The sequence below is a fragment of the Allobosea sp. 67-29 genome (genome assembly GCF_001898115.1).
Lineage (GTDB): Bacteria > Pseudomonadota > Alphaproteobacteria > Rhizobiales > Beijerinckiaceae > Allobosea.
Window position 1 is genome coordinate 390,921 of the sequence record NZ_MKSQ01000008.1, and the last position, 26,654, is coordinate 417,574.

The following is a 26,654-nucleotide window of genomic DNA, read 5'->3' on the forward strand; positions in this document are numbered from 1 at the left end:
TTCAGTCGGGATCGAGCAGGCGCGCGCCGGTTCCCTCCTCCGCCAGCCGGTCCCAGGGATTGCGCAGCGGGCAGTCCTTCACCGACAGGCAACCGCAACCGATGCAGCCGGTGAGGTGGTCGCGCAGATGCGTCAGCCTCTCGATGCGCCGGTCGAGCTCCAGCTTCCAGGCCGAGGACAGGCGCGTCCAGTCGGCCGCCGTCGGCGTGCGCTCCCGCGGCAACGCCTTGAACGCCTCGCGGATCGTCTTCAGCGGGATGCCGGCGCGCTGCGCGACCTTGATGATCGCGACGCGCCGCAGCACCTCGCGGGCATAGCGGCGCTGGTTTCCCGCCGTGCGATGGCTCCGGATCAGCCCTTCCGCCTCATAGAAGTGCAGGGCCGAGACGGCGAGCCCGCTGCGGCGGGCCACGTCACCGACGCTCAGTTCCATGGGCAGGTGCCGCGCGACGGCCATGCGGGACCCCTCCGCTTTTCGGGTATTGACCTTAACCTTACTTGAGGTTCTATAAGCCCCGCTCCCGTGACGCAAACCGGAGCGCATCCATGCTCAAGAAGCTCGACTCGAGGATCAGGCTGGCGCTGATCTACGGCAGCGGCCGTGAAGGCCGTCTCTGCGACAAGGTCGCCGGCTGGGCGATCTCGCAGATCGAAGGCGACGGCCCGTTTGAACTGGCGATCATCGATCCCGTCTCGCTGGAACTGCCGCCACGCCATGTCGGCAGCGGCCACCCGGCGCTCGAGCAGGTGCGGCAGGCCGTCGACTGGGCCGACGGCTTCATCGTCGTCACGCCGGAATACAACCGCGCCTATCCGGCGATCCTGAAGTTCCTGATCGACTCGATCGGCCCGGAATGGCGCGGCAAGCCGGTCGGCTTCGTGTCCTATGGCGGGATCTCGGGAGGCCTGCGCGCGGTCGAGCAGCTTCGGCTCGTTTTCGGCGAGCTGCATGCAGCACCGATCCGTGACGGCGTCGCCTTCTCCGATGCCTGGAGCCGCTTCGATTCCGAGGGGCGGCTGCTGGATGCCGACCGGGCCGAACAGGCGATGGCGACGATGCTGGCGCAGCTCCACTGGTGGGCGAGCGCATTGCGGACCGCCCGGCAAACCGTGCCCTATGGCCAGTTCGCACCTGCCTGATACGTCACGCGAGCGTGGGGGAGTGCTTCACAAATCCGAACTGGCGTCCGTGCCCGCGGGGTTGAACAATAGCCCTGCAAGCAAGGGAGCCGGGACGGATATGAAGCTCAAACTTCTCCGCAACGCGACGTTGAAGCTCGAATATGGCGGCAGGACCTTCCTGATCGACCCGGATTTCGGCGTGCCCCTTAGCCGCCGCTCCTTCACCGGCCGCTCGCAGAACCCGATGGTGCCGCTGCCCGAGCCGATCGAGGACATCGTCGCCGGCGTGGACACGGTGATCGTCTCCCATCTCCATGCCGACCATTTCGACGACATCGCCAAGGCCCGCGTGCCGAAGACCCTGCCGGTGATCTGCCAGCCCGGCCAGGAGCAGGCGATCGCCGAAGCCGGCTTCGCCGCCGTCACGGCGGTCGACTGCTATGTCAGGCTCGGGCCGATCGTGCTGAAGCGCCATCCGGCCCAGCACGGCACCGGCGCCGTGGCCGAGACGATGGGGCCGGTGATGGGGCTGAGCTTCGAGGCGCCGGGCGAGCCGACGCTCTACTGGTGCGGCGATAGCGTGCTCTACCCACCGCTGCGCGATGCCATCACCGCAACCGGTCCGGATGTCATCGTCAGCCACTCCGGCGGGGCGATGTGGGACGGGACGCCGATCATCATGGACGCCGCGCAGACGCTGGCCCTCGCCGAGTCCTTCCCACGCGCCATGGTGATCGCGACCCATATGGAGGCGCTCGACCACTGCACGGTGACCCGCGCCGCCTTGCGCAAGGCGGCAAAGGAACGCGGCATCGACAGCGAGCGCCTGCGGATACCGGCGGATGGAGAAACGCTCGCGATATCGGCTCCTGCGATGGTGTAACGGCGAGCATCGGCAGGCGCCGGCCCGGATGAGCAGGGCGTCTTCGCGCGCTCAGGGATTGGCCGGGCGAAGCAGCTTGCGCACCGACGAGGACGCGACCACCGTGTCACGCGTGGCGAAAGCCTCATGGTTGGTCTCGATCTCAGCGAGATCGTAGCGGTAGTTGACCATTACGCCGTGGGACTCCCGCAACCCGCGCGCCGACAGGTTGCCACCGACATTGATGCGCTCGAGCCGCGCGCCATTGCCGAGATGGAAACGCGCCACGGGATCGATGACGCGTCCCGAGCTCGTGCGTGCGCGCAGCAGATACTGAGCCGCCATCTGTCCGAGCAGCTTGTCGCGGCGCGCCTTCGTCAACTCGTCGAGCGAAATCGTCTCGCCTGCCGGCCGCGCGAGTTCGGAGCGCTCTTCGCTGCTGAGGCGGAAGTCCCCCGGCTCTGCCGCGATGCCGGCGAGCCAGCGAGCGAAGCCCGGTACCGGCGAGAGCGTGACGAAGGTATCGAGCCCGGGCAATTCGCGCTTGAGATCCTCGGCGACCTGCTTGATCAGGAAATTACCGAAGGAGATGCCGCGCAACCCTTCCTGACAATTCGAGATCGAATAGAACACCGCCGTCGTCGCCTGCTGCGCCGGAATCACATCGCGCTCCGGCTCGAGTAATTCGCCGATGGAGTGCGGGATCGCAGTCGTCAGCGCGACCTCGACGAAGATCAGGGGATCGTCGACGAGCTGCGGGTGGAAGAAAGCGAAGCAGCGCCGGTCCGCCGGCTCGAGCCGGCGGCGCAGATCGTCCCATCCCTGGATCTCGTGAACCGCCTCGTAGCGGATGATCTTCTCCAGCACGTTGGCCGGTGTGCGCCAGTCAATCCGCCGCAGCACGAGGAAGCCGCGGTTGAACCAGGAACCGAAGAGATGCCGGAAATCGGTATCGACAGCCTTGAGATCGGGTTCGACCTCGATCGCCTCGAACAGGGCCTCGCGCATCTGGACCAGCACATGCGTACCCTCGGGCGCGAGGTTGAGACGACGCAGCAATTCCTGCCGGCGCGGCTCGGAGGCGAGATGCAGCGCCGCAATGGCAGCCGCGTCCGGTGCCTCGCGATAGCGCTCGATCGCCTTGTCGAGCGCCTCCGGATCCGGTCCGAAGCGCTCCTTCAGCAGGTTGAAGAAGGCGAGCCGCCCCGGCTTGTCGAGGCGCTGCCAGGCTTCGAGCACCGCCTGGGCCAGCGCCATGCCGGAAGCCTCGCCCCGGCCGGAGAGCAGGTCCTCGCAGAGCCGGTCGATCGAGCGGGCTCCCTTGCCGAGGAAGCGCTCGAAGCCGATCAGGGCACGGCCGCGGTCGGCGACATTGATCAGCAGTTCGCCGAGAAACGCCATGTCGATGCGGGCTCCCTATGTTGCACCGCAATCATATACGAGATCGGCCCTCGGAAAACCGGGTCTCAGCGCAACAGGTTCCACGCCTTGAGGAAAAAATCGGGAGCGCCGAAATTGCCGGACTTGAGCGCGACCACCATGTCGGGGCCGTCGACGACGCGTGTCCAGGGCACGCCGGGGTCGATTTCCGGGCCGACCTCGAGCGTGCGGATGCCGAGACCGAGCACGGTGGCGCCGGAGGTCTCGCCCCCGGCGACCAGCAGTCGCGTGACACCACCTTCGGAGAGAAGCCGCGCTACCTCGGCGAAGGCCTGCTCGACGGTGCTGCCGGCCTTCTCGCGGCCCAGCTTGTCCTGCACGGCTGCGACCTCGGCCGGATCGTCGCTCGAATAGAGCAGGAACGGCCTGTCCTCGGGCTGGGCCAGCGCCCAGCGGGCGAGGCCGGGCGCGTCCTGCCGCCCCTCGATCAGCGCGAAGGGATCGACCTTGAGCGCCGGATAGCCTGCTTCCAGCGCCGCCTTGATCTGCCCGCGTGTCGCGGTCGAGCAACTGCCGGAGATGATGCCCGCGCGGCCGGGAGGAGCCTTGATGTCCTGCGGCCCCGGGCGCTCCGGCAGCAAGCCGGCCCGCCGGAAATTCTGCGGCAAGCCCATCGCGATGCCCGACCCGCCGGTCAGCAGGACCTGCTCGGACACAGCATGGCCGAGCGTCATCAGGTCCTCGTTGGTGAGCGCGTCCGTCACCGCATAGCGCACGCCTTCGACCTCGAGCTTGGCAAGGCGGGCCTTCACCGCGCTGGGGCCGGCGAGAACCGTCGCATAGTCGACGAGGCCGACATCCATCTTCGCCTGAGCCGCCATCAGCCGCATCAGGTTCGAATCCCGCATCGGTGTCAGCGGATGATCCTTCATCGAGCTCTCATGCAGCGGCACCGCGCCGACGAAGAGATAGCCCTGATAGATCGAGCGACCATTCGCCGGAAATGCCGGGCAGACGATGGAGAGCTTGGCGTCGAGCCGTTGCATCAGCGCGTTCGCGACCGGGCCGATATTGCCTTCCGCGGTGGAATCGAAGGTCGAGCAGTATTTGAACAGGATCTGCCGGGCGCCGGCTGCCAGCAGCGCCTCGCAGGCGGCGAGCGAATCGTCCACCGCCTCCGCCACCGGGTTGGTCCGCGACTTCAGCGCCACCACCACGGCATCGGCTTCCGGCAAGGACACTCCGGGCGCCGGCACGCCGATGACCTGCACCGTGCGCATCCCGGCCCGGTTCAGCATCAACGCGACATCGGTCGCCCCGGTCATGTCGTCGGCGATCACTCCCAGAAGCACGGCGTTCTCCTCTCCCGCTTTCTGGGGCTGTTCTAGCCGCCGGCTGCGGGCGAAGCGAGGGCCCTCGCCGCATCGCCTGCCTGCCCATCCGGCATGTCGTCGAGCCTCGCCCAAAAACCGGGCATCCCTGCCCTCGAATTGATGCAGCGCAGCGTCGACGGCGCCGCCGTTCTGAGTCAACTTGGTCCCGGAAGGAACAAGTTCGCGGATACGAGGCCGGATCGGGGCGCTCTCTCCTGCTGCCGGACGTGCGTCGCAAATCGCGTTCGAAGAGGGGACAACCATGACGCTTCTCAGAACTCTGGCGACCGCCTCCGTCCTGGCGCTGGCGGCGCTGCACAGCTTCTCGCCGGCAAAGGCCCAGACGCCCTCGACATTGCGGATCGGGCTCCAGGAAGATCCGGACATGCTCGACCCGCACAAGGCGCGCACCTTCGTCGGGCGCATCGTCTTCATGGGGCTGTGCGACCGGCTGGTCGACATCACGCCGGAGCTCAAGCTGGTGCCTCGCCTGGCGACCTCCTGGGCGTTCTCCGCCGACGGATTGACGCTGACGATGAAGCTGCGCACCGATGCGAAGTTCCACGACGGCGAGCGCTTCGACGCGGCGGCGGCCAAGGCCAATATCGAGCGGGCCAAGACGCTGCCGGAATCGCTGCGGAAGTCGGAACTGTCTTCGGTCGACACGGTCGAGGCACCGGATCCGGCGACGCTGGTCATGAAGCTGAAGCGTCCCGACGCGACCCTGCTCGCCGCGCTCACGGACCGTGCCGGCATGATGCTGTCGCCGAAGTCCTTCTCCGGCGACGTCAGCGCCAAGCCGATCTGCTCCGGCCCATACAAGTTCGTCGAGCGCGTTCAGAACGACCGGATCGTGCTGGAGAAGTTCAAGGAACACTGGGAAGCCGACAAATACAACTTCGACCGCATCATCTATCGCGCGATTCCCGACACGACAGTGCGGCTCGCCAACCTGCGCTCGGGCGAACTCGACATGCTCGAACGGCTGGCCCCGACCGACGTGAAATCGGCGAAGGCGGACAGCTCGCTGAAAGTCGAGAGCATCGCCAATCTCGGCTATCAGGGCATCACCATCAACACCCGCAACGGCGACGCTGCCAAGCAGCCGATGGGCCAGGACAAGCGCGTGCGCCAGGCGCTCTCCCTCGCCATCGACCGGAAAGTCCTGAGCCAGGTGGTGTTCGAAGGGCTGTACGAGCCGATGAACCAACCCTTCAACCCCGGAAACTTCTACCTCAGCAGCGATTTTCCGGTGCCGGAGCGCGACGTCGCCAAGGCCAAGGCCCTTCTGAAGGCCGCCGGCCACGAGAAGGTCTCGGTCGAGCTCTTCGTCACCAACAATCCCGTCGACAACCAACTCGGCCAGGTCCTCCAGGCGATGGCGCAGGAGGCCGGGATCGACATCCAGATCCGCTCGACCGAATTCGCCAGCCAGTTGCGCGACCAGCAGCAGGGCAAGTTCCAGATGAGCCGCATCGGCTGGTCGGGCCGTATCGACCCGGACGGCAACATCCACCCCTTCGTCACGACCGGAGGCGGGCAGAACGACGGCAAGTATTCGAACCCGGAGGTCGACCGCCTGCTCAACCAGGCGCGCACGGTCTACGACCCGGCCGAACGCAAGAAGCTCTACGACGCCGCGCAGAAGATCCTGCAGGACGAGTTGCCGATCGTGTATCTCTACAATCAGACGGTGTTCTTCGCCTTGCGCAAGAACCTCGACGGCTTCGTCATCAATCCGGACGGCATGATCCGTCTGGCGGGGTTGAAGCGCTCCTAGGCGGCTCGGCGCGACAGCCGATGATCACGCTCATCCTCCGGCGGATCCTGATCGCGATTCCGACGCTGTTCCTGGTCTCCCTCTTCGTCTTCGCCCTGCAGCGCGCGCTGCCGGGCGACCCGGTCCTGGTGATGGCCGGCGAAGAGCGCGATCCGGAGGTGCTGGCCCGGCTGCGCGAGCTCTATCGCATGAACGATCCGCTCTTCGTGCAGTTCTTCGCCTGGCTTGGGCAGGTCGTGCAGGGCGATTTCGGCCGTTCACTGCGCACCGGCGAGCCGGTGCTGGGCCTGATCCTGCAGAAGTTGCCGGTAACCTTGCAACTGGCGACCGCGGCGATCCTCGTCGCGATCGCCATCGGCGTTCCCGCCGGGATCCTGGCGGCGCGGCGCAAGGGCACGGTGGTCGACTATTCGACGAGCGCGCTTGCGCTTTCCGGGCTGTCGATCCCGAACTTCTGGCTCGGGATCATGCTCATCCTGCTCGTCTCGGTGCACCTGAAATGGCTGCCGGCCTCAGGCTACGAGTCGATCTTCGTGCATCCCTGGGCGGCGATCGAACGCCTGATCATGCCGGCTTTCGTGCTCGGCAGCGGCCTGGCGGCCTTCCTGATGCGCCACACCCGCTCCGCCATGCTCGAGGTCTTGCGTTCCGATTATGTTCGCACCGCCCGCGCCAAGGGACTGGATGAGGATACCGTCGTGCATCGCCACGCCCTGCGCAACGCGCTGGTGCCGATCATCACGCTGACGACGCTGCTGTTCGGCGAATTGCTGGCCGGTGCGGTGCTGACCGAGCAGGTCTTCACCATTCCCGGCTTCGGCAAGCTCATCGTCGATGCCGTGTTCAACCGCGACTACGGGGTGGTGCAGGGCGTGGTGCTGTGCACCGCCATCGGCTTCATCCTGATGAATCTTCTCGCGGACGTCCTGTACATACTCGTCAATCCACGGCTGAGGGCGGCCTGATGGCATCGGTGGATTCGATCTCCTCCGGAGCGACGGGCGGAGCGACGGCGCGGCCGGGCGTGCTTGCCCGGCTGTCGCGCAACCCCGCGGCGCTGATCGGCGGCGGGCTCGTGCTGCTATTCGTGCTGATGGCGGTCCTGGCCCCAGCGCTGCCGCTGGCTGACCCGTTCAAATCCAATTTCCTCGCCATCCGGAAGCCGCCCTCTTCCATCTACTGGTTCGGCACGGACGAACTAGGCCGGGACCAGGTTGCGAGACTGTTCTTCGGCGCACAGGCCTCGCTGCTTGCCGGCATCGTCTCGGTGCTGATCGCCGTCGCGGTCGGGCTGCCCTTCGGGCTTCTGGCCGGCTGGTACGGCGGCTGGATCGACATCGTGATCTCGCGCGTCACCGAGGCGCTGCTGGCCTGCCCCTTCCTGATCCTCGCCATCGCCTTTGCCGCGGTGCTCGGCCCGTCGCTGACCAACGCGATGATCGCGATCGGCCTGTCGGCCGTGCCGATCTTCATCCGGCTGGTGCGCGGGCAGGTGATGAGCGTGAAGGTCGAGGATTTCGTCGAGGGCGCCCGGGCCGTCGGCGCGCGCGACCTGCGTTTGATGTTCCGGCATGTCCTGCCCAACACGCTTTCCCCGATCATCGTGCAATCGACCCTGTTCATGGCGCGGGCGATCATTCTCGAAGCCGCCCTCTCCTTCCTCGGTCTCGGGCAGCAGCCGCCGGCGCCGTCCTGGGGGCAGATGCTGAACGTCGCCAAGAACTTCATGGAGCAGGCGCCATGGATGTCGGTGGCGCCGGGCGTCTGCATCTTCCTGGCCGTCCTCGGCTTCAACCTCCTCGGCGACGGCTTGCGCGACGCGCTCGATCCGAGGGAGAACTGACCGGCCGAAGACCCAACTTCAAGGATCGCCCCATGTTCACCACACGCCCCGAAATCCTGGGCACCTTCGGCGTCGTCACCTCGACGCACTGGCTGGCCACCGCCTCCGGCATGGCAATGCTCGAAAAGGGCGGCAACGCCTTCGACGCCTGCGCCGCCGCGGCCTTCGTGCTGCAGGTGGTCGAGCCGCATCTGGTCGGACCGGCGGGCGACATGCCGGCCGTGTTCTATGCGGCCGACACGAAGAAGGTCGAAGTGCTCTGCGCGCAGGGGCCGGCGCCGCAGGCGGCGACGATCGCCGCCTACAAGGCGCTCGGGCTCGACATGATCCCCGGTTCGGGCCTGCTCGCGACCGTCGTGCCCGGCGCCTTCGGCGGATGGATGACGCTGCTGCGCGACCATGGCCGGCTGGCGCTGCGCGAGGTGCTGGAGCCGGCAATCGGCTATTTCGAGCACGGCCACCCGATGCTGCCGCGCGTCTCGGATTCGATCCGCGAGCTCACCGACCTCTTCAGCAACGAATGGCCGACCTCGGGCGCGGTCTACCTGCCGGGCGGCAACGTGCCGGAAGCGCGCAAGCTCTTCGCGAACAAGGCGGCTGCGGCCACCTATCGGCGCATCCTCTCCGAGGCGGAAGCCGCCGGCTCAGACCGGCAGAAGCAGATCCAGGCCGCCTATGACGCCTGGTACAAGGGCTTCGTCGCCGAGGCGATGGATCGCTTCTGCCGCAGCACCGAGGCAATGGATTCCTCGGGCCGGCGCAACAAGGGCCTGCTCACCGCCGACGACATGGCGCGCTGGCAGCCCACCTACGAGACGCCCGCTTCGGCGACCTATCACGACTGGGAGGTCTTCAAGATCGGTCCGTGGGGCCAGGGTCCAGCCTTCCTGCAGACGCTGAAGATCCTGGAGGGCATCGACCTTGCCGGCATGGGGCCCGACAGCCCCGACTTCGTCCACCACGTCGTCGAAGCGATGAAGCTCGCCTTCGCCGATCGCGAGGCCTATTACGGCGACCCGGATTTCGTGAAGGTGCCGCTCGCCACCCTGCTCTCCGAGGACTATGCCGCCGGCCGCCGCAGCCTGATCGGCGAGCGGGCCTCACTTGAGCTGCGTCCCGGCATCGTCCCCGGATTCGAGGCGCAGGTGGCGCATGCGCTGAAGGCGCTCGGCGCCATCGCCCAGCCGGGCCAGACCAGCGCCGCCGTCGGGGAGCCGACCATGGCCTCGATGGTCGCGGCCGGGCGCAAGGGCGACACCGTCCATATCGACGTCATCGACAAATGGGGCAACATGATCGCGGCGACGCCGTCCGGCGGCTGGCTGCAATCCTCGCCGGTCATCCCGGAACTCGGATTCCCGCTCAACTCGCGGGCGCAGATGTTCTGGCTCGAAGAGGGCCTGCCGGCCTCGCTTGCGCCTGGAAAGCGGCCGCGCACGACGCTGACCCCCTCGATCGCTTTCGAAAGAGGTGAGCCGCGCCTCGCCTTCGGCACCCCGGGCGGCGACCAGCAGGAGCAGTGGCAGCTCGGCCTGTTCCTGCGCCGCGTCCATCACGGCCTGAATTTGCAGGAGGCGATCGACCTGCCGCTGTTCCACACGCAGCACTTCCCCTCCTCCTTCTATCCCCGCGCCTCGCGGCCGGGCCACCTGATGATCGAGGAGAGCATCGGCACGGCCGCCCTGTCCGAGCTCGCGCGACGCGGCCATGCGATCGAGAAGGCACCGGCCTGGACGGTCGGCCGCCTCACCGCGGCGGAACGCGACAGCGATGGCCTCTTGCGCGCCGCGGCGACGCCGCGTCTGATGCAGGCCTATGCCGCTGGCCGCTGAGGAACCGAGCCGATGACCTGGTCCATCGTCGCCCGCGACGCCGCGACCGGCGCCTATGGCGTCGCCGTGTCGACCTGCGCCTTCGCCGTCGGCGCCCGCGTGCCCTATGGCGGTGGACGCGTCGGAGCCATCGCGACCCAGGCCTTCGTCAATCCGCTCTACGGCATCGACGGCTTGCGGCTGCTCCAGGAGGGTCGCTCGGCGGTCGAGATCGTCGCAACCCTGACGGCCGCGGATGAAGGCCGGGCGCATCGCCAGCTGCATGTCATCGACCGCGACGGCAGGATCGCCGCCCATACCGGCGCTGCCTGCATCGACTGGTGCGGCGCCGTGGACGGGCCGCAGGTCTCGGTCGCCGGCAACATGCTGGCTGGCCCCGACGTCATCCAGCAGACGCTCAAGGCCTATATCGCCGCCTCGGCGCTCGATTTCGACGAGCGCCTGCTCGTCGCGCTCGAAGCCGGCGAGAAGGCCGGCGGCGACAAGCGCGGCAGGCAATCGGCCGCCATCCGAATCTGGAACGGCGAGCCGGTGCCAGGCCTCGACATCCGCGTCGACGACCATACCGACCCGCTCGCCGAGCTGCGCCGCCTCTGGCGGGTCGCGCATCAGCGCGCGGTCCCCTTCCAGCAGGCCTCGCCTTCACGCAGCCGCCCGGCCGGCGTCACCGACCGCGCCGAGCTCGACCGGCTATGCGCGGAATACGCCGCAGCGTGGAACGCCCGGCACCCTGGCGCCTGACCGGAAACCCCATTCTCGACGGGCCTGTCGCGTGATAGGGTGACGTTTCGTCATCCTGCCATGCCGACAAGCGGGGAATGCGATGGCCGATCGGGACAACGAAGCCCTCCAGAGGCGCATCGCCACCCTGGAGGCTCAGGTCGCAGCCCTGCTGCAGGCAATCTCGGCAGATCGGGGCGGCAACGTCGTCATCAACGCACCGGGCTCGCTGACCGTCAATTGCGGGCTCGGCATCGCGCTCAGCGCCGGCAGCGCCATGACGCTGACCGCCGGCGCCAGCATGGCGGTGACGGCCGGTGCGAATGCCAGCTTCGCAATCGGCAACCGCATGCGGATCAGCAGCGGCCAGGAGATCGCCTTCGAGGCACGCAGCTTCAATGTCGCTGCAGCCGTCGGATGCGCGATCGACAGCGGCCAGACCCTGGCCGTGAGCTCGGGCAAGGAGATGACCGTCACAGCCGGCAAGACGCTGGCCATCACGAGCGCCGACGCGACGACGTCGAAGAGCGGCGACGCCCGGCTGAGCATGAAGAAGGATGGCAGCGTCGAGCTGCACGGGCGCGACATCGCACTGGTCGCCTCCGGACGCCTCGAAGCGAAGGCGTCCGGCAACGTCACGATCAAAGGGTCCAAGATCCTGCAGAACTGACCGCGGTCAGGTCAGCTTGCCCCGCGCCGCGACCGGCAGCTCCCCGATCAGCTTGTCACCGCGCACGGTCACCAGCCGATCCACCATGTTGACGACGACGCAGACATGGTTCGGCACGATGCGCACCACCTCGCCGACAACAGGGCGCTCATTCGTGCCCGAGAGGTCGAGGAAGCCGTGCTCCTCGGCGAACTGCGCGATCCGCGCCCGCGGATATTCGAGGATGTAGCCGTGTCCGTCGAGGTTGCCCTTGTCGCTCGTCAGCGTCTTCGAGCCGGAGTCGAGGATGCCTCGCTCGGGCGCCGCCCGGCTCACCACCGAAGCGTAGACCGTCAACGCGCAGTCCTCGAGCGTCGCCACGCCGGCGGCGATCTGCATGCGGTCGTTGAAGATCGAAGTGCCCGAGCGGTGCTCGGTCGAGCCCTTGAGCTTGCCGATATGCGGCAGATTGGGCGAGCCGCCGGTCGAGACGATATCGGCCTTGAGGCCGGCTTCGCGCAGGCCGGCATTGGCCGTGTCCAGGAAGACCTGCGTACGGTCCCAGCCATCCTCCGGCGGGTACATGAGGAAACCGGCGAAGCGCAGGCCGGGCGAGGCCGCGACCATCTTCGCGAGTTCGACCGCCTCGCCAGGCGTCTCGACGCCGGCGCGCTTGCGCCCGGTGTCGCATTCGATGACCACTTCGAGGTCACGGCCGGCGATCTCGCCGGCGCGCGGCAGGCCGGAGATGGTGACGGGGTTGTCGGCGGCGACGATCATCCGGACGCGGCGCTGGAGCGCGCCGAGCCGGCCCAGCTTCTCCTCGCCGAGGATGTTGTAGCTGATCAGGATGTCGTCGATGCCGCCATCGGCCATGATCTCGGCCTCGCCGAGCTTCTGGCAGGTGATGCCGCGCGCGCCGGCCTCGATCTGGAGCCGCGCAAGCTCTGGCGACTTATGCGTCTTGATATGCGGGCGGTTGGCAAGGCCGGCGGCGTCGCAGGTGGCCTGCAGGCGGGCGATATTGGCATCGACCTTGTCGAGATCGATGACAACGGCGGGCGTGCCGTAGACACGCGCGATCTCGGCGGCGAGCGGGGTCGCGGCCGGCTGGTCGACGGCCCTGGAGGTGGTCGCGGTCACGCTCATGGGTGCACCTTGACGATGACTTCGATCTCGACAGTCATGCGGTTCGGCAGCGAGCCCAGGCCGACGGCCGAGCGGGCATGGCGGCCGCGGTCGCCGAGCACGGCGACGAACAGGTCCGAGCAACCGTTGATGACCTTGGGATGGTCCGAGAAGTCCGGCGCGGCATTGACCATGCCGAGCAGCTTGACGACCTCGACCTTGTCGAGCGAGCCGGCCGCCTTCTTCATCGCGGCGAGCAGGCCGAGGCCGGTCTGCTTGGCATGCTCATAGGCCTGCTCGATCGTGACGTCGGCGCCGACCTTGCCGGTCGGATAGCTGCCATCGGCACGCTTGGGGCCCTGGCCCGAGAGATAGACCATGTCGCCGACCTGCTTGAAGCTGACATAGGTCGCGACGGGGCTCGGCACCTCCGGCAAGGTCAGCCCCAGTTCCTTCAGCTTGTCGTCGGCACTCATGCTCTTCTCCTCGAACGCTCTCGACGCAAGGTCGTCTCGACCCTGCAAATCACGGCGCATGTAGCGGGCGGCATCGTCGTAGCTTGCGAGCTTGCGATCAAGCGCGGGGTCATGCACCACGCGAAAACCCTGCCGTTCCCAGAAGCCGGTCGAATCGTTGACCGCAACCAGCGCCAGGCCCGGACAACCTGTTCGCACGGCCTCGCCGGCAATCCACGCAATGATCTGCCCGGCCGCACCCGTACCCCTGCCCGCCGGCAGGAGCGCGAGGTCATGGATGTACCAGTTCGCGGTTCCGACCGGGATGGCGCCGAGCAGCGAATTCAGGGCCGGGACCGCACCCGCCGGCCAGGGATGGCTGACGAGATAGCCGAGCAGCGCGCCCGCCAGATCTGCCAGCACATGGCAGCCGCTCGGCGCCAGCCGCAGCCGCTCGGCGAAGACTGCCTCGTCTTCCGGGTAGTCGGGATGCAAGACGGCCGCAATCTCCATCACGGCCGGCAGATCGGCCGGCGCCATCCGGCGCCAGGCCATTTCACGCGTCACGAAGGTCTCAAGCCGCGACCTTGGGGAACTTGCTGGTCCGCTTCGGGTGCCACCACTTGCCCTTGAGCACGACGCCCTCGGAGACGAACTTCCTGTCGCCGATCAGATGTTCGCCGACGACGTCGACATAGTCGAACCTGCCTTCCTTGACCGTCAAGATCGTGGCATCGCCGAGCGAGCCGACCTTGAGCGAGCCGTATTCCGGACGCTTCAGCGCCATGGCGGCGTTCACCGTCGAGGCGGCGACGACGTTGTTCAGGCTCATGCCCATGCAGAGGAACTTCGACATGGTGGTGACCTGGTCGAAGGCCGGGCCGTCGATGCAGAGCTTGTGGACATCCGACGAGATCACGTCCGGCTCGAAGCCGTTGGCGAGCATGGCGCGCGTGGTCTTGAACGAGAACGAGCCCTTGCCGTGGCCGATGTCGAAGATGACGCCGCGCTTGCGGGCGGCGATCACCTCGGGCTTCACCGTGCCCTGCGCGGTGCAGGGCGCGTTCGGGAAGGGGCGGAAGGCGTGGGTCAGCACGTCACCCGGCCTGAGCATGCCGATGACTTCCTCGTAAGACGGCGGCGGGTGGTCGATATGGCACATCAGGGGCATGCCGACCTCGTCGGCGACCTGCAGCGCGATGTTGAGCGGCTTGGTGCCCTGATCGCCCGAGGCGTGCAGGCCGACGCGAACCTTGATACCGACGATGTAGTCGCGGTTCTTGTCGGCGACCTCGGCGCAGTCGATCGGGTTCATCATCCGCATATCGCCGCTCTCGCCGACCATGACGCGATGGTCGAAGCCGTAGATGCCGGCATGCGAGACGTGCAGATAGGCGAGGATGCGGGCCTGGCTCGGCTCGATGACGTGCTTGCGGAAGCCAGCCCAGTTGCCGGGGCCGGCCGAGCCGGTGTCGACCGAGGTGGTGACGCCGGAGAGCCGGCAGAACTCGTCCGCATCGATGCCGAGCGAGGTGCCGCCCCAGTAGACATGGGTGTGCAGATCGATCAGGCCCGGTGTGACGATGTAGCCGGAGACGTCGCGGATTTCCTTTGCCCCCTTCAGGTCCTTGCCGAAGCCGGAGACCTTGCCGTCGGTGAAGGCGACATCGATGACGCCGTCGTGCTTCTGGGACGGGTCGATGACGCGTCCGCCCTTGAGGATGATGTCGTGAGTCATCGAGAACTACTCCGCAGGCCAGCAGGCGAGAAGACGACGGCGCCGCTCAGAAGGAAGAAGCAGGCCCCTGCCGCACGATAGAGAAGGCGCGCCCGAAATACAGATGCAATTCGGGAATGAAGAGTTGCGAAATCGTCGGGTCCTGAAGGGGCGTGTATTTCGCGGCACCGTCGCGCGCATCCGCGTTTGCGGCGCCGGCACTCGCGACATAGGCGGTCAGGCCGCGCCCCCGAAAGGCATCAAGCCGGTCCGTGAGACGGGCGATGACAACCACGCCGCAATCGCCCCATTCATAGGGAATCGCGAAATGGAGCTTGGCGGCGTAGCTCAGCGTCGCCTCGCCGATGCTGCGGGCATAGCGCGCCATCGTCGCGGAAGCGGCAGCAACCGTCCTGACCTTGGTGAAGACCTCGTGATCGGCCCACCAGCCGCCGGTGGTCGCGCGCAGCGGATCCGCGGCGAAGCGGGCCGAATCGCAAAAGCGATAATAGTTCTGGCCGACGCTCAGATGGACGCGCTGGATATGGGACATGCCGCCGTTCTGCCCCTGGGGGGAGAAGCCGCGTGCGGCCTGCTCGGAGGCGGCCAGCTTCGGCGGGAAGAAGCAATTCCTGTTCAGCGGGTCGGGCGACACGGCCTCTATCCTTTCAGCGAAGGCCCGGCTCCCTTGCGCTCGACGATCAGCCCATAGGCCTGCGGCTCGCGATGCTTCGCGAAGTTGAAGGTCGAGGCCTTGTAGCTCTTGCCGAGATCCATGTCGCAGCGGGCGATGACGAGTTCATCGCCTTCCGTCACAGCCTGCGCCACGACCTCGCCGGTCGGGGCGATGATGCAGGAGCCGCCGATCTGGTCGACACCCGCCTCCGGCCCCGCCTTGGCGGCGCCGACGACCCAGGTGGCGTTCTGATAGGCGCCGGCCTGCATCACGAGCTGATTGTGGAAGTTTCCGAGGCGGTCATGGTCGGGCGCGGGCGGGTTGTGCTTGGGCGTGTTGTAGCCGAGCACGATCAGCTCCACGTCCTGCAAACCCATGACGCGGTAGCTTTCGGGCCAGCGCCGGTCGTTGCAGATCATCATGCCGATGTTGGCGTCCATCGTGCGCCAGACCGGCCAGCCGAGATTGCCGGTCTCGAAATAGCGCTTCTCGAGATTCTGGAACGGAGCGTCGGGGCGGTGCTCGCGATGGCCGGGCAGATGGATCTTGCGGTACTTGCCGACGATGGTGCCGGTCTTGTCGACGAGGATCGCGGTGTTGAAGCGGCGCCTGCGTCCTTCCTCATGGGCGAGCTCGCAATAGCCGAGATGGAAGCCGACCCCCAGCCGCCTGCTCTCCTCGAACAGCGGCGCGGTCTCGTTGGAGGGCATAGCCGTTTCGAAATGGCTGTCGATCTCGGCTTCGTCGTCGATCCACCAATGCGGGAAGAAGGCGGTCAGCGCCGCTTCAGGGTAGACGACGAGATCGACGCCGTGCTCCTTCGCCTGCCGCATCAGGGCGATCATCCGCGCCACGGCCGAAGCCCGGTTGTCGCTGCGCTGGATCGGGCCGAGCTGGGCGGCGGCGACGGTGAGGATGCGGCTCACGGCGGGAGCTCCTGGAACATGCGAGGCAAGAAGCGATGGGGCGGGCCGGCGCTCCGCGCGCCGATCCGATTGGTGGAACCGTCCTGCCCAGGCAGGTGCTCGCTCAGAGCCGCTTGGCGATGCGCGGATCGAGCGAGTCGCGCAGCCCGTCGCCGAGCAGGTTGACCGCGAGCACGGTGATCGAGAGGAAGACGGCCGGGAACACGATGATGTGCGGCTTGACCTGCCAGAGTGCCCGGCCTTCGGCCATGATATTGCCCCAGGACGGCGTCGCCGGCGGCACGCCCGCCCCGATGAAGGAGAGGATCGCCTCGACGATCATGGCCGAGGCGCAGATATAGGTCGCCTGCACGCTCATGGGTGCGAAGGTATTGGGCAGGATGTGGCGCCAGATGATGCGCGGCGCCTTGGCGCCGTTGGCCACCGCCGCCTCGACATAGGGCTGCTCGCGCAGGGACAGCACGACGCCGCGAACGAGGCGCGCCACGCGCGGAATCTCGGCGACGGTGATCGCGACGATGACGTTGCCGATCGAACCGCGGGTCAGCGCCATCAGGGCAATGGCGAGCAGGATCGGCGGGATCGACATCCAGCCGTCGATGATGCGCATGATGATGCCGTCAGCCCAGCGCATGAAGCCGGCGAAGAGGCCGATGGCGAGCCCCGCCAGCGAGGCCAGCACGGCCACGCTGAAGCCGACGAGCAGCGAGACCCGCGCCCCGTAGATGACACGCGAATAGACATCGCGGCCGAGCATGTCGGTGCCGAACCAATAGAGTTCGGAGGGGACGCGCGTGCGCCGGACCGGCGAGATCGCCGTCGGGTCGACGGTGCCGAGCAGCGGCGCGAGGATGCCGATCAGCGCCATCAGCACGAGCAGGCCGCCGCCGATCGCGACGGAGGGATGGCGGCGCAGATAGCGGCCGAAGCGCGCGAGCCGGCCGGGCTCGGCGGCCTTGGCCGGAACGACCGGGGTGGCGGCGACGGGCGGGGCCGGAATGGCGGAAGGAACAGTCAATAGCGGATCCTCGGGTCGACGAGCGTGTAGGTCAGGTCGATCAGCAGGTTCACCAGCACGTAGACCAGGCTGAACATCAGCACGACGCCCTGGATGACCGGGTAGTCGCGCCGCAGGATGGCATCGACCGTCAGGCGGCCGAGGCCGGGAATGGCGAAGACGCTCTCGGTGACGACGGCGCCGCCGATCAGCAGCGCGATGCCGATGCCGATGATGGTGACGATCGGAACCGCCGCGTTCTTCAGCGAATGCAGGAAGAGCACATCCTTCTGGGCCACGCCCTTGGCATTGGCAGTGCGGACATAGTCCTGCTGGAGCACCTCGAGCATGGTCGCCCGGGTTATGCGCGCGATCAGCGCGACATAGACCAGCCCGAGCGTCACAGTCGGCAGGATGAGGTTGCGGAGCCAGGGCCAGAGGCCCTCCGACAGCGGCGTGTAGCCCTGCACCGGCAGCCAATCGAGCTTCAGCGCGAAGATCCAGGCCAGCAGGTAGCCGACGACGAAGACGGGCACCGAAAAGCCGAAAACGGCGAAGCCCATCGCCGCCTTGTCGACCCAGCTGCCCGCCTTCCAGGCTGCTATGACGCCCATCGGAACGGCGATGACCACCGCGAAGATCAGCGTCAGCACCATCAGCGACACCGTCGGCTCGATGCGCTGCGCGATGAGCTGGGTCACCGGCAGGTTCGTGAAGATCGAGGTGCCGAGATCACCCTGCACGATCCGCCACGACCATTCGCCGAAGCGGATGAGATAGGGACGATCCAGCCCCAGGCTCTCGCGGATGCGCACAACGTCGGCGGGCGAAGCCTGGTCGCCGGCGATGATCGCCGCCGGGTCGCCGGGCGCGATGTAAAGCAGCGAGAACACGAACAGCGCAACGAAGGCCATCACCGGGATGGTCGCCAGGATGCGTCTGACGATGAATGCAAGCATGGAACCGTCCGAACCTCGTTCACATCTGACCGGATGCGGCGGCCGGAAAAGATGTCCCGGTCGCAGCAAGGTGAAGTTTCGGGACCGGCGGCCCCCAGGCAGCGGGGAGGCGGCGCCTCCCCGCCATCGTCGATCAAGCCTTCGACACGCCCCAGAAGAACGGCAGCGGGCCTGAGGTCACGCCCGAGACGTTCTTCCGCCAGGCCTGGTAGCTCAGGTAAAAGCCGGTCGGCGCGTAGACGACGTTTTCGACGGCGGCCTTGTTGAGCCGGCCGATTGCGGCCTTTTCTTCGGCCAGATCCTTGGCTTTGAACCAGTTCGTGACCTCGGTCTCGACGGCCGGGACGTTCGGCCAGCCGAACCAGGCCTTGTCGCCATTGGCGCGGATCGCGGTATAGGAGGCCGGGTTCACGCAGTCGGCGCCGGCGTGCCAGGTATGGAACATGCTCCAGCCGCCCTGATCGGGCGGGGTCTTCTGGGCACGGCGGGCGCCGACCGTTCCCCAGTCCGTCGCGACGAAATCGACCTTCATGCCGATGCTCTTGAGCAGTTCGGCCGTGACGTCGCCCATCGCCTTGGTCGGCACCATGTCCTGCGCGACGATGCAGATCACCGGCTCGCCCTTGTAGCCGGATTCGGCGAGCAGCTTCTTCGCCGCGGCCACGTTACGCTGCTTGAGCATGTCGCCGCCCTCTTCGGTGTAGAGCGGAGTGCCCGGAGTGAAGAAGCCCGGCAGCGGCTTCCACAGCTTGTCGTCGTCGCCCACGATGGCGCGCATGTAATCTTCCTGGTTGAGCGCCGTCAGCACCGCCTGGCGCACCTTCACGTTATTGAAGGGCGGGAAGAGATGATTCATCCGGAAGGCGCCGATATTGCCCAGCGGATCGCCGATATCGACGTTGATGTCCTTGTTGCTCCGGAGCACCGGGACGAGGTCGGCGAGCGGCGTCTCCCACCAGTCCACCTCGCCGTTCTGCAGCGCCGCTGCGGCCGTGGCCGGATCGGGAATGATCACCCATTCGATGCGGTCGACGAGCATGTTCTTGCCGCCGGCGAGCCAGTCCGCCTTTTCGCTCCTGGGCTTGTAGTCAGCGAACTTCTCGAAGACGGCCTTGGCGCCCGGCACCCAATCGCTCTTCAGGAACTTCATCGGCCCGGAGCCGACATATTCCGTGATCTGGGTGAACGGATCGGTCTTGGCAATGCGCTCGGGCATGATGAAGGTGCAGGGCGAATTGTTCTTCGCCAGCGCCAGCAGCATCTTCGGATAGGGCTCCTTGAGCACCCATTTCCAGGTCAATTCGTCGACCGGGGCGAGCTCGACCTGAATGGCCTTGATCATCAGGCCCATCGGGTCGCGCGCGGCCCAGCGGTTGAGGCTGGCGACCACATCCTTCGCGGTCACCGGCGTGCCGTCATGGAACTTCAGCCCCGAGCGCAGCTTGAACGTCCATGTCAGCCCGTCGGACGACATCTCCTCCGCTTCGACCATCTGGCGCTGCGGCTGGAACTTCGAATCGACGCCGTAAAGCGTGTCCCAGACCAGCGCCGCGGCATTGCGGACGACGTATTGCGTCCCCCAGATCGGGTCGAAATTGGCGAGATTGGCCTGCGGCACGAAGCGCAGCGTCTTGGCAGAGCCCTGCGCTATGGCCGGCATCGCCAGCCCCCCGGCGGCGGCGACGACGCCGGCACCGGTCGCGGATTTGAGAAACGTCCTGCGATCCATCATTCACTCCCCTGAAGCGACAGCCTCTGACGGGCGGCCTTGGCGCAAGTTTGGGCAGAAAAAACGTCCCTGACAACACGCCCAAGGCAACGATCCGAGGCAATGACGAGACCTGCAGGGTTCGTGCCAGATCGGCTCGAAACGAAAAAGGGCCGGATTTTCCGGCCCTTGGCGCCAGCAATGGCGGAAGTACAAAAAAATCGCCGTTAAATCGGTTTGATCGGCTGTTCGACCCGAGCGAACGGTTTTGCCTGCTCGAAGGCGGCGGCGGCCCGCAGGACCAGCGCGTCGCGTCCGAAGGCGCCCACGATCTGCAGCCCCGCGGGCAGGCCGGCGCGGGTCAGGCCGCAGGGCACGGAGATCGCAGGCTGCTGGGTGATGTTGAAAGGGTAGGTGAAGGGCGTCCAGCGCGTCCAGTCCTCGCCATAGGCGCCGTGCTCCGGCGTATTGCGCCCGACCGCAAAGGCCGGCAGCGGCAGGGCCGGCGTCAACAGGAGATCATAGCTGGCGTGGAAGCGCGCCATCAGCAACGCGAGCTCGTTGCGGCGATAGAGCAGCGCCTCGACGTAGCTTGACGCCGGAATGCGCTCGCCCAGCTCGGCCACGGCAACCAGGCCCGGATCCATGCGGGCGCGACCGGCCGCATCGACGCCGCGCAGAGCCAGCGCGGCTCCTGCCGACCAAAGCGTCGTCAACGTCTCCAGCGGGTCGGCGAAACCGGGCTCGGCCTCCTCGACGGTCGCGCCGAGCTCGGTGAAGGCTTGCGCCGCCGCATGCGTCAAGGCGGCGATCTCGGGATCCACCGGGACATCGAGGCCGAGCGTCGGCGACCAGGCGATGCGCAGGCCCCGCAAGCCACCCTGGAGGCCGTCGACATAGTCGGGCGGGCGGCTCGTCATCGCCGTCATGTCGCGTTCGTCGGGCTGTCCGATCACCTTCATCGCCAGCGCCGTATCCGTCACGGTCCGGGTCAGCGGGCCGAGATGGGCGAGGAAGCCCATGGTCGAGCTCGGCCAGGCCGGGACGCGGCCGTAGCTCGGCTTCAGGCCGACCACGCCGGTGAATGCGGCCGGGATGCGGACGGAGCCGGCTCCGTCCGTTCCGACATGGATGCAACCGAGATTGAGCGCCGCGCAGGCCGCCGCGCCGGAGGACGAGCCGCCCGGACCCGTTGCGGTATTCCAGGGATTGCGGGTGATGCCCGTCAGCGGCGAGTCGCCGACGCCCTTCCAGCCATATTCCGGCATGGTCGTCTTGCCGAGGAAGACCGTGCCCGCCTCGCGCAGCCGCGCCGTCGCCGGCGCGTCGTCGGGAAACGGCTCGTCGGACGCAAGCGAGGTTCCGCGCCGCATCGGCCAGCCGGCGACGGCGATGTTGTCCTTGATCGTGACCGGAACGCCGTCGAGCGGGCCGATCGCCTCTCCCTTCAGCCAACGCGCCTGCGAGGCCTCGGCCATGGCCAGGGTCGTCGCCTCGTCGCGGTGAACGAAGGCGTTGATCTCCGGCTCGAAGCGCTCGATCCGGGCGAGCGCGTCTTTGGCCACCTCGACCGGCGACAGCTCCTTGCTGGCATAGAGGGGGCCGAGCTCGGCGGCCGAGAGCGAGGCGATCGTCGTCATGGCTTGTCCTCAGGCGTTCGCGACGCGCCAGGCGGTGGCGAGCAGCACGTTGGCACCCGCCACCATGTCCTCGTCGGTGCTGAACTCGGCCGGGTTGTGGGACAACCCGCCGATGGAAGGGATGAAGACCATGGCCGTCGGGCAGAGCCGCGCCATCATCTGCGCGTCATGGCCCGCGCCCGAGATCATGCGCCGGATCGGCAGGTCGAACTCGCGCGCGCTGCGCTCGACCTCGGCGATCAGTTCCTCGGCGAAAGGCGTGGCGGGAAAGCGAGCGAGGTCCCGGAAGGAGATCTGGATGCCGTCGCGCTCGGACAGTTCGGCGCAGAAGCGCCTGACGGCCTCCTCGGCCTGGGCGAGCGGCGCGTCCTGCGGGTTGCGCAGGTCGAGCGTCATGACGACGGTCTCGGGCACCACGTTGACGTTGCCGGGCTGCACGCGGATGACGCCGGAATTGGCGAGCTGGTGCGGAATCGTCTTGGTGAGCTCGTTGGCGAAGATGTTGATCCGTGCCGCGGCGAGCCCCGGGTCCTTGCGATAGGCCATCGGGGTGGTGCCGGCATGGCTCGGGCGGCCCTTCAGCGTCAGCTCCAGCCAGGTGATCGCCTGGATGCCGGTGACGGCGCCGAGGCCGCCGCCCTCGTTCTCCAGCACCGGCCCCTGCTCGATATGCATCTCGAGATAGGCATGGGCCGGCAGGAAGCCCGGCCTTTCCGCACCTTCATAGCCGATGCGCCTCAGCTCGGCGCCGAGGCCGGCGCCTTCGGAATCCACTTCAGCATGGGCCGCCTCGACGCTCATGCCGCCGGCCCAGACATAGGAGCCCAGCATGTCGGGATGGAAGCGTGCGCCCTCCTCGTTGGTGAAGGCGATGACGGCCATGTCGCGCTTCGGCGTCAGCCCCGCGTCACGTAGCGCGGCCAGTACCTCGACGCCGGCGATCACGCCGAGCGCGCCGTCGAAACGCCCGCCCGTGCCGACCGTGTCGATATGCGAGCCCATGACGACGGCCGGCCCGTCCTCCAGCCCCTTGAGGATGCCGACGATGTTGCCGATCGCATCGATGCGGACAGCGAGGCCGAGCGCCTGAAGCTGGCCGACCAGCCAGTCGCGCCCCTGCTTGTCCTCGTCGGTCAAGGCGAGCCGCCGGCAGCCGCCTTCCGGCGTCGCGCCGATGCGCGCGAGCTCAGCCAGCCGCGAGGTCAATCGCGCGCCATCGATCCGCAGATTGGTGCTCATGGCCCCCCCGTCCTCCTCGCTTCGGCGCAGGCAAGATGCAGGCCGCCGGGCGGCTTGTCGACCCGCCCGGCATGCATCATGCCCCCTCCGGCGCGTGGCTGTCGGCGCGATGCAATCGCGGGTAGAAGCGGCTCCCCATGTCGACGATCGCCGCCAATCCCACCTCGCCACAGAGCTGGCTCACGGAAGCCCGGGCCATGCTTGCCCTGAGCTGGCCGATGGTGCTGACCAATGTCGCGCAGACGGCGATGACCGCGACGGATGTGGTGATGATGGGCCATCTCGGCCCGCGGGCGCTGGCAGCGGGCGCGCTCGGCGGCAATCTCTATACCGCCTTCCTGATCTTCGGCATCGGCGTCATGAGCGCCGTCTCGCCGATGATCGCGATCGAGCTCGGCCGCAACCGCCACGCGGTGCGCGACCTGCGCCGGACGGTGCGTCAGGGCTTCTGGGCGGCCGCCACCATGGCCGGGCCGATGTGGCTGATCCTGTGGCAGGCCGAAAGCATCCTGAACGCCATGGGGCAGGACCCGGTCCTGGCGAAGGCCGCCGCTTCCTACGTCCACACGCTGCAATGGGGGCTGCTGCCCTTCTTCCTCTATCTGTGCCTGCGAGGCTTCGTGGCAGCGCTGCAGCGGCCGCGCTGGGCGTTCGTCGTCGTGCTCTTCGCCGTTCCCTTCAACGCCTTCGCCAACTGGTGCCTGATGTTCGGCAATCTCGGCTTCCCGGCACTCGGACTGCCGGGCTCGGGATTCGCGACCGCGCTGTCCTCGGCTTTGATGTTCGCCGGCCTCGCCCTGGTGGTCTCGCTCGACCGGCGCTTCCGCCGCTATCATCTTCTCGGGCGCTTCTGGGTTCCGGACTGGCAGCGCTACCGCACCTATTGGCGGCTGGGCTTTCCGATCGGGCTGACGGTCGCCTTCGAGGTGGTGATCTTCAACGGTGCCGCTTTCATGATGGGGCTGATCGGCGAGGCGTCGCTGGCGGCGCACGCCATCGCGATCCAGATCGCCTCGCTGACCTTCATGGTACCGCTCGGCATCGGGCAGGCCGGCACCGTCAGGGTGGGACGCGCCTTCGGGGCAGGCTCGCACGACGCCGTCGGCCGCGCCGGCGCCGTGGCGCTGACGCTGGCCCTCGGCTTCATGGCGCTGACCGCCCTGCTGATGGCGCTTGCGCCGCAATGGCTCGTGGCGCCCTTTCTCGACCGCTCGAGGCCGGGCGCCGACGAGGTTGCGGTGCTGGCGATGGCGTTCCTTTCCTATGCGGCGATCTTCCAGCTCGCCGACGGGGCGCAGGTGGTCGGCTCCGCGATCCTGCGGGGGCTCGGCGACACGCGGCTGCCGATGATCTTCGCGGGGCTCGGCTATTGGGGCATCGGACTGCCGCTGTCGGCTGCGCTGGGCTTTCTGACCCCGCTCGCAGGACGCGGCATCTGGATCGGCCTGGCGATCGGCCTGACCGTCGTCGCCGCGATGATGCTCGGCCGATGGTTTGCACGCGAGAAGCTCGGGCTCGTCACCACCGCCCGCGCGGCAACATTCTGAACCGGGACGGCACGGCGCAACGGCGCCTCACGTCCATACCCGGAGCGCATGGCTCTCCAAGCTGTGATCCACTGCTACGCTGCGGCAGCAAGCCGGCACGCCAAACGTCACAATTTATTAACCTTGCGCGGCTCTCCTGATCACGACGAGAATCGTTGCTTTGCAGGCAAAAGCCGCGCCTAGGCGCAAGATCCAGGGAGCTCAGCCAGGCCGATTGCCGCAGCACCGCATGATGTTGCCCTTGCGCAACATTCATTGCCTGCCACAATTTGGCCACACGGTATTCACCCCACAGCCATCTCCGGCACCTTCAACCGGAACAAGCGACGGCGCAGGGAATTGTGTGGTCGCGCCGCCGCCTTCGCCCGCCGCCCAGACAGAGTTCGCCGTCCATGTCTTCCCGCCTCGATGCTTCTCCCCTCGCCCGGCCGACCCGCCGCGTCTTCGCGGCCATGACGCCGCTGTTCCTGGCGGCCTGCGTCAGCCAGCGCCAGCAGCCCTTCGAGGTGCCCAACCCGAACGTGCACTATGTCAGCCCCGAATATCTCGAGATGTACGGGGACAAGCCGAACGAGAAGTATCCGCTGCCGGCCACCGACATCTCGGAGGTCGATCCGCGCTTCCTGCGCCAGATCGTCTCCTATCCGACCGCCGAGCATCCCGGCACGATCGTCGTCGATACCGACAATCATTTCCTCTACCTCGTCCAGGCAGGTGGCAAGGCCGTCCGCTACGGCATCGGCGTCGGCAAGCAGGGCATGTCGTGGCGCGGCCGCGCCCGCGTGGCCCGCAAGGCCGAGTGGCCGCGCTGGACCCCGACGCCCGACATGATCCGTCGCGAGCCGAAGAAGAACGGTCCCTGGGCCGGCGGAATGAAGGGCGGCCTCGACAATCCGCTCGGCGCCCGCGCGCTGTATCTCTACCAGGGCGACCGCGACACGCTGTACCGCATCCACGGCACCTCCGAGCCCTGGTCGATCGGCAAGTCGATGTCATCGGGCTGCATCCGGCTGTTCAACCAGGATATCATCGACCTCTACAGCCGCGTCCCTGCCGGCACCAACGTGCTCGTCCTCAATCGCGGCAAGCTCGCCGCGCCCGAGACGAGCGACGAGGCGCCCCCGCCGGACGACGCCTTCCTGCCGGCCGAAGGCGACTTCTGAGAAGCGGCACGCGGACGCGCTTCATTCGCCTTGATACCGTCACAGCCCGGTCCCACCTCTTGAGGGCGGCGCAGATGCGCCGTCCAACCAGAGGAGATGACGATGACGCCGCAGGAACGCGACGTGATCGCCGGGATTTTTGATCGGCTCAGGCAAGCTGCCAATCAGCCCCGCGACCCGGAGGCCGAAGCCTTCATTGCCGAACGGCTGCGCGAACAGCCCTATGCGCCGTATGCGATGGCGCAGGCCGTGTATGTGCAGGAGCAGGCGCTGACCAACCTGCATCAACAGGTCGAGAGTCTGCAGGCGCAGCTTCGCGATCTGCAGAGCCGGGCCAGCGACGCGCCGGCTCCGTCGGGCGGCTTCCTGTCCGGCATTTTCGGAGGCGCCCCCGCCCAGCCTCGCGCGGGTTCCGTCCCGCCGATCCCGCCGCGCGGGGACGCGACGCCATCATCCGCCTGGGTCAACACGCAGGGTGGCCAATCCATGCAGGCCGCCCCGCCGCAGCCGCAGCCCGGCCCCTGGAGCAGCCAGCCGCAGCAAAGCGCCGGCGGCGGCTTCATGGCGAGTGCGCTCACCACGGCGGCCGGCGTCGCCGGCGGCATGATGCTCGGGAATGTCCTGTCGCACGCCTTCGGCGGGGGCAGCAGCGGGTCGAGCGCAAGCACCAACAGCCTTGCGAGTTCGGTCGACAGTTTCGGAGCCGGCGGAAACGCACAGCAGGCGGCCTATGATCGCGGCGCGTCCGACCAGGCGGCCTTCGACCGTGGAGCAGACGACCAGGCCCGCGTCGACAAGGCCGCCGACACCCAGGACGACAGCCAGAACGACTACGACCAGGCCAGCTACGACAGCGCCGACTACGACGACGGCGGCACGGACGACGACAGCTGGGTCTGAGCACTGGTTTCACCGACCCCGGGCCCGCCTTCGCCAGG

Annotated in this window: 24 protein-coding genes and 1 pseudogene; 11 read left to right on the plus strand and 14 right to left on the minus strand. The window is 67.4% G+C overall.

Translation table 11 applies throughout. The features are described from left to right. Position 1: 1 nt before the first annotated feature. Positions 2-457 carry a redox-sensitive transcriptional activator SoxR gene (gene soxR / locus BGO20_RS08465; protein ID WP_291661435.1) on the minus strand — a complete coding sequence of 152 codons (456 nt, stop codon included), beginning with the start codon at positions 455-457 and terminating at the stop codon, positions 2-4. An 89-nt stretch (positions 458-546) separates the two neighbouring features. Here soxR and BGO20_RS08470 point away from each other — a divergent pair, with 89 nt between their 5' ends. Next, positions 547-1,140, plus strand: a complete 594-nt coding sequence (locus BGO20_RS08470; protein ID WP_291661436.1) for an NADPH-dependent FMN reductase — start codon at positions 547-549, stop codon at positions 1,138-1,140. A gap of 100 nt (positions 1,141-1,240) precedes the next feature. Then, entirely contained in the window at positions 1,241-2,005 is a 765-nt protein-coding gene (locus BGO20_RS08475) for an MBL fold metallo-hydrolase (RefSeq protein WP_291661437.1), read from the plus strand. 51 nt (positions 2,006-2,056) lie between these two features. Here BGO20_RS08475 and BGO20_RS08480 read toward each other — a convergent pair whose 3' ends face one another. Next, on the minus strand, positions 2,057-3,385 hold the full coding sequence (locus tag BGO20_RS08480; protein WP_291661438.1) for a malonyl-CoA decarboxylase: 1,329 nt from the start codon (positions 3,383-3,385) through the stop codon (positions 2,057-2,059). Between the two features lie 65 nt (positions 3,386-3,450). Then, positions 3,451-4,716, minus strand: coding sequence for a 3-oxo-tetronate kinase (otnK, locus tag BGO20_RS08485; RefSeq protein ID WP_291661439.1), 1,266 nt, complete (start codon positions 4,714-4,716; stop codon positions 3,451-3,453). Between the two features lie 283 nt (positions 4,717-4,999). Here otnK and BGO20_RS08490 point away from each other — a divergent pair, with 283 nt between their 5' ends. From BGO20_RS08490 to BGO20_RS08515, 6 genes are all read left to right on the plus strand, one after another. Further along, positions 5,000-6,517 carry an ABC transporter substrate-binding protein gene (locus tag BGO20_RS08490; RefSeq protein ID WP_291661440.1) on the plus strand — a complete coding sequence of 506 codons (1,518 nt, stop codon included), beginning with the start codon at positions 5,000-5,002 and terminating at the stop codon, positions 6,515-6,517. A gap of 20 nt (positions 6,518-6,537) precedes the next feature. After that, positions 6,538-7,482, plus strand: a complete 945-nt coding sequence (locus BGO20_RS08495; RefSeq protein WP_291661441.1) for an ABC transporter permease — start codon at positions 6,538-6,540, stop codon at positions 7,480-7,482. Further along, complete coding sequence (locus BGO20_RS08500; RefSeq protein WP_291661442.1) at positions 7,482-8,360, plus strand: ABC transporter permease; 879 nt, start codon at positions 7,482-7,484, stop codon at positions 8,358-8,360. The genes BGO20_RS08495 and BGO20_RS08500 overlap by 1 nt, the downstream gene beginning before the upstream one ends. A gap of 32 nt (positions 8,361-8,392) precedes the next feature. Beyond that, positions 8,393-10,192 carry a gamma-glutamyltransferase family protein gene (locus BGO20_RS08505; protein WP_291661443.1) on the plus strand — a complete coding sequence of 600 codons (1,800 nt, stop codon included), beginning with the start codon at positions 8,393-8,395 and terminating at the stop codon, positions 10,190-10,192. Between the two features lie 12 nt (positions 10,193-10,204). Continuing rightward, complete coding sequence (locus BGO20_RS08510; protein ID WP_291661444.1) at positions 10,205-10,933, plus strand: DUF1028 domain-containing protein; 729 nt, start codon at positions 10,205-10,207, stop codon at positions 10,931-10,933. An 82-nt stretch (positions 10,934-11,015) separates the two neighbouring features. After that, on the plus strand, positions 11,016-11,582 hold the full coding sequence (locus BGO20_RS08515) for a DUF2345 domain-containing protein (protein WP_291661445.1): 567 nt from the start codon (positions 11,016-11,018) through the stop codon (positions 11,580-11,582). A gap of 6 nt (positions 11,583-11,588) precedes the next feature. Here BGO20_RS08515 and BGO20_RS08520 read toward each other — a convergent pair whose 3' ends face one another. The 11 genes and pseudogenes from BGO20_RS08520 to BGO20_RS08570 form a co-directional block, all read right to left on the minus strand. Then, positions 11,589-12,710: a D-TA family PLP-dependent enzyme gene (locus BGO20_RS08520; protein ID WP_291661446.1), complete on the minus strand. Its 1,122-nt coding sequence runs from the start codon at positions 12,708-12,710 to the stop codon at positions 11,589-11,591. Further along, positions 12,707-13,165 carry a RidA family protein gene (locus BGO20_RS08525; protein ID WP_291661725.1) on the minus strand — a complete coding sequence of 153 codons (459 nt, stop codon included), beginning with the start codon at positions 13,163-13,165 and terminating at the stop codon, positions 12,707-12,709. Before BGO20_RS08525 ends, BGO20_RS08520 begins: the two co-directional genes overlap by 4 nt. Before the next feature lie 135 nt (positions 13,166-13,300). After that, positions 13,301-13,699, minus strand: a pseudogene (locus tag BGO20_RS08530) (GNAT family N-acetyltransferase); the annotation flags it as partial. Positions 13,700-13,718: 19 nt separating this feature from the next. After that, positions 13,719-14,882: an amidohydrolase/deacetylase family metallohydrolase gene (locus tag BGO20_RS08535; RefSeq protein ID WP_291661447.1), complete on the minus strand. Its 1,164-nt coding sequence runs from the start codon at positions 14,880-14,882 to the stop codon at positions 13,719-13,721. A 46-nt stretch (positions 14,883-14,928) separates the two neighbouring features. After that, complete coding sequence (locus BGO20_RS08540) at positions 14,929-15,516, minus strand: hypothetical protein (RefSeq protein WP_291661448.1); 588 nt, start codon at positions 15,514-15,516, stop codon at positions 14,929-14,931. 5 nt (positions 15,517-15,521) lie between these two features. Then, complete coding sequence (locus BGO20_RS08545) at positions 15,522-16,463, minus strand: N-carbamoyl-D-amino-acid hydrolase (protein WP_291661449.1); 942 nt, start codon at positions 16,461-16,463, stop codon at positions 15,522-15,524. A 103-nt stretch (positions 16,464-16,566) separates the two neighbouring features. Further along, positions 16,567-17,481, minus strand: a complete 915-nt coding sequence (locus BGO20_RS08550) for an ABC transporter permease (RefSeq protein WP_291661450.1) — start codon at positions 17,479-17,481, stop codon at positions 16,567-16,569. Next, complete coding sequence (locus BGO20_RS08555; protein WP_291661451.1) at positions 17,478-18,419, minus strand: ABC transporter permease; 942 nt, start codon at positions 18,417-18,419, stop codon at positions 17,478-17,480. The genes BGO20_RS08550 and BGO20_RS08555 overlap by 4 nt, the downstream gene beginning before the upstream one ends. Before the next feature lie 133 nt (positions 18,420-18,552). After that, the gene (locus tag BGO20_RS08560; RefSeq protein WP_291661452.1) at positions 18,553-20,148 is read right to left on the minus strand and encodes an ABC transporter substrate-binding protein; all 1,596 of its coding nucleotides are present in this window, start codon (positions 20,146-20,148) and stop codon (positions 18,553-18,555) included. Between the two features lie 206 nt (positions 20,149-20,354). Next, positions 20,355-21,767 carry an amidase gene (locus BGO20_RS08565; RefSeq protein WP_291661453.1) on the minus strand — a complete coding sequence of 471 codons (1,413 nt, stop codon included), beginning with the start codon at positions 21,765-21,767 and terminating at the stop codon, positions 20,355-20,357. Between the two features lie 9 nt (positions 21,768-21,776). Beyond that, entirely contained in the window at positions 21,777-23,006 is a 1,230-nt protein-coding gene (locus BGO20_RS08570) for a M20 family metallo-hydrolase (protein WP_291661454.1), read from the minus strand. Between the two features lie 137 nt (positions 23,007-23,143). Between BGO20_RS08570 and BGO20_RS08575 the strand changes: the two genes are divergently transcribed. From BGO20_RS08575 to BGO20_RS08585, 3 genes are all read left to right on the plus strand, one after another. Next, positions 23,144-24,553: an MATE family efflux transporter gene (locus BGO20_RS08575; protein WP_291661456.1), complete on the plus strand. Its 1,410-nt coding sequence runs from the start codon at positions 23,144-23,146 to the stop codon at positions 24,551-24,553. Between the two features lie 452 nt (positions 24,554-25,005). After that, the gene (locus BGO20_RS08580; protein WP_465246020.1) at positions 25,006-25,716 is read left to right on the plus strand and encodes a L,D-transpeptidase; all 711 of its coding nucleotides are present in this window, start codon (positions 25,006-25,008) and stop codon (positions 25,714-25,716) included. Between the two features lie 102 nt (positions 25,717-25,818). Further along, entirely contained in the window at positions 25,819-26,616 is a 798-nt protein-coding gene (locus BGO20_RS08585) for a DUF2076 domain-containing protein (RefSeq protein ID WP_291661459.1), read from the plus strand. Positions 26,617-26,654 lie beyond the last annotated feature (38 nt).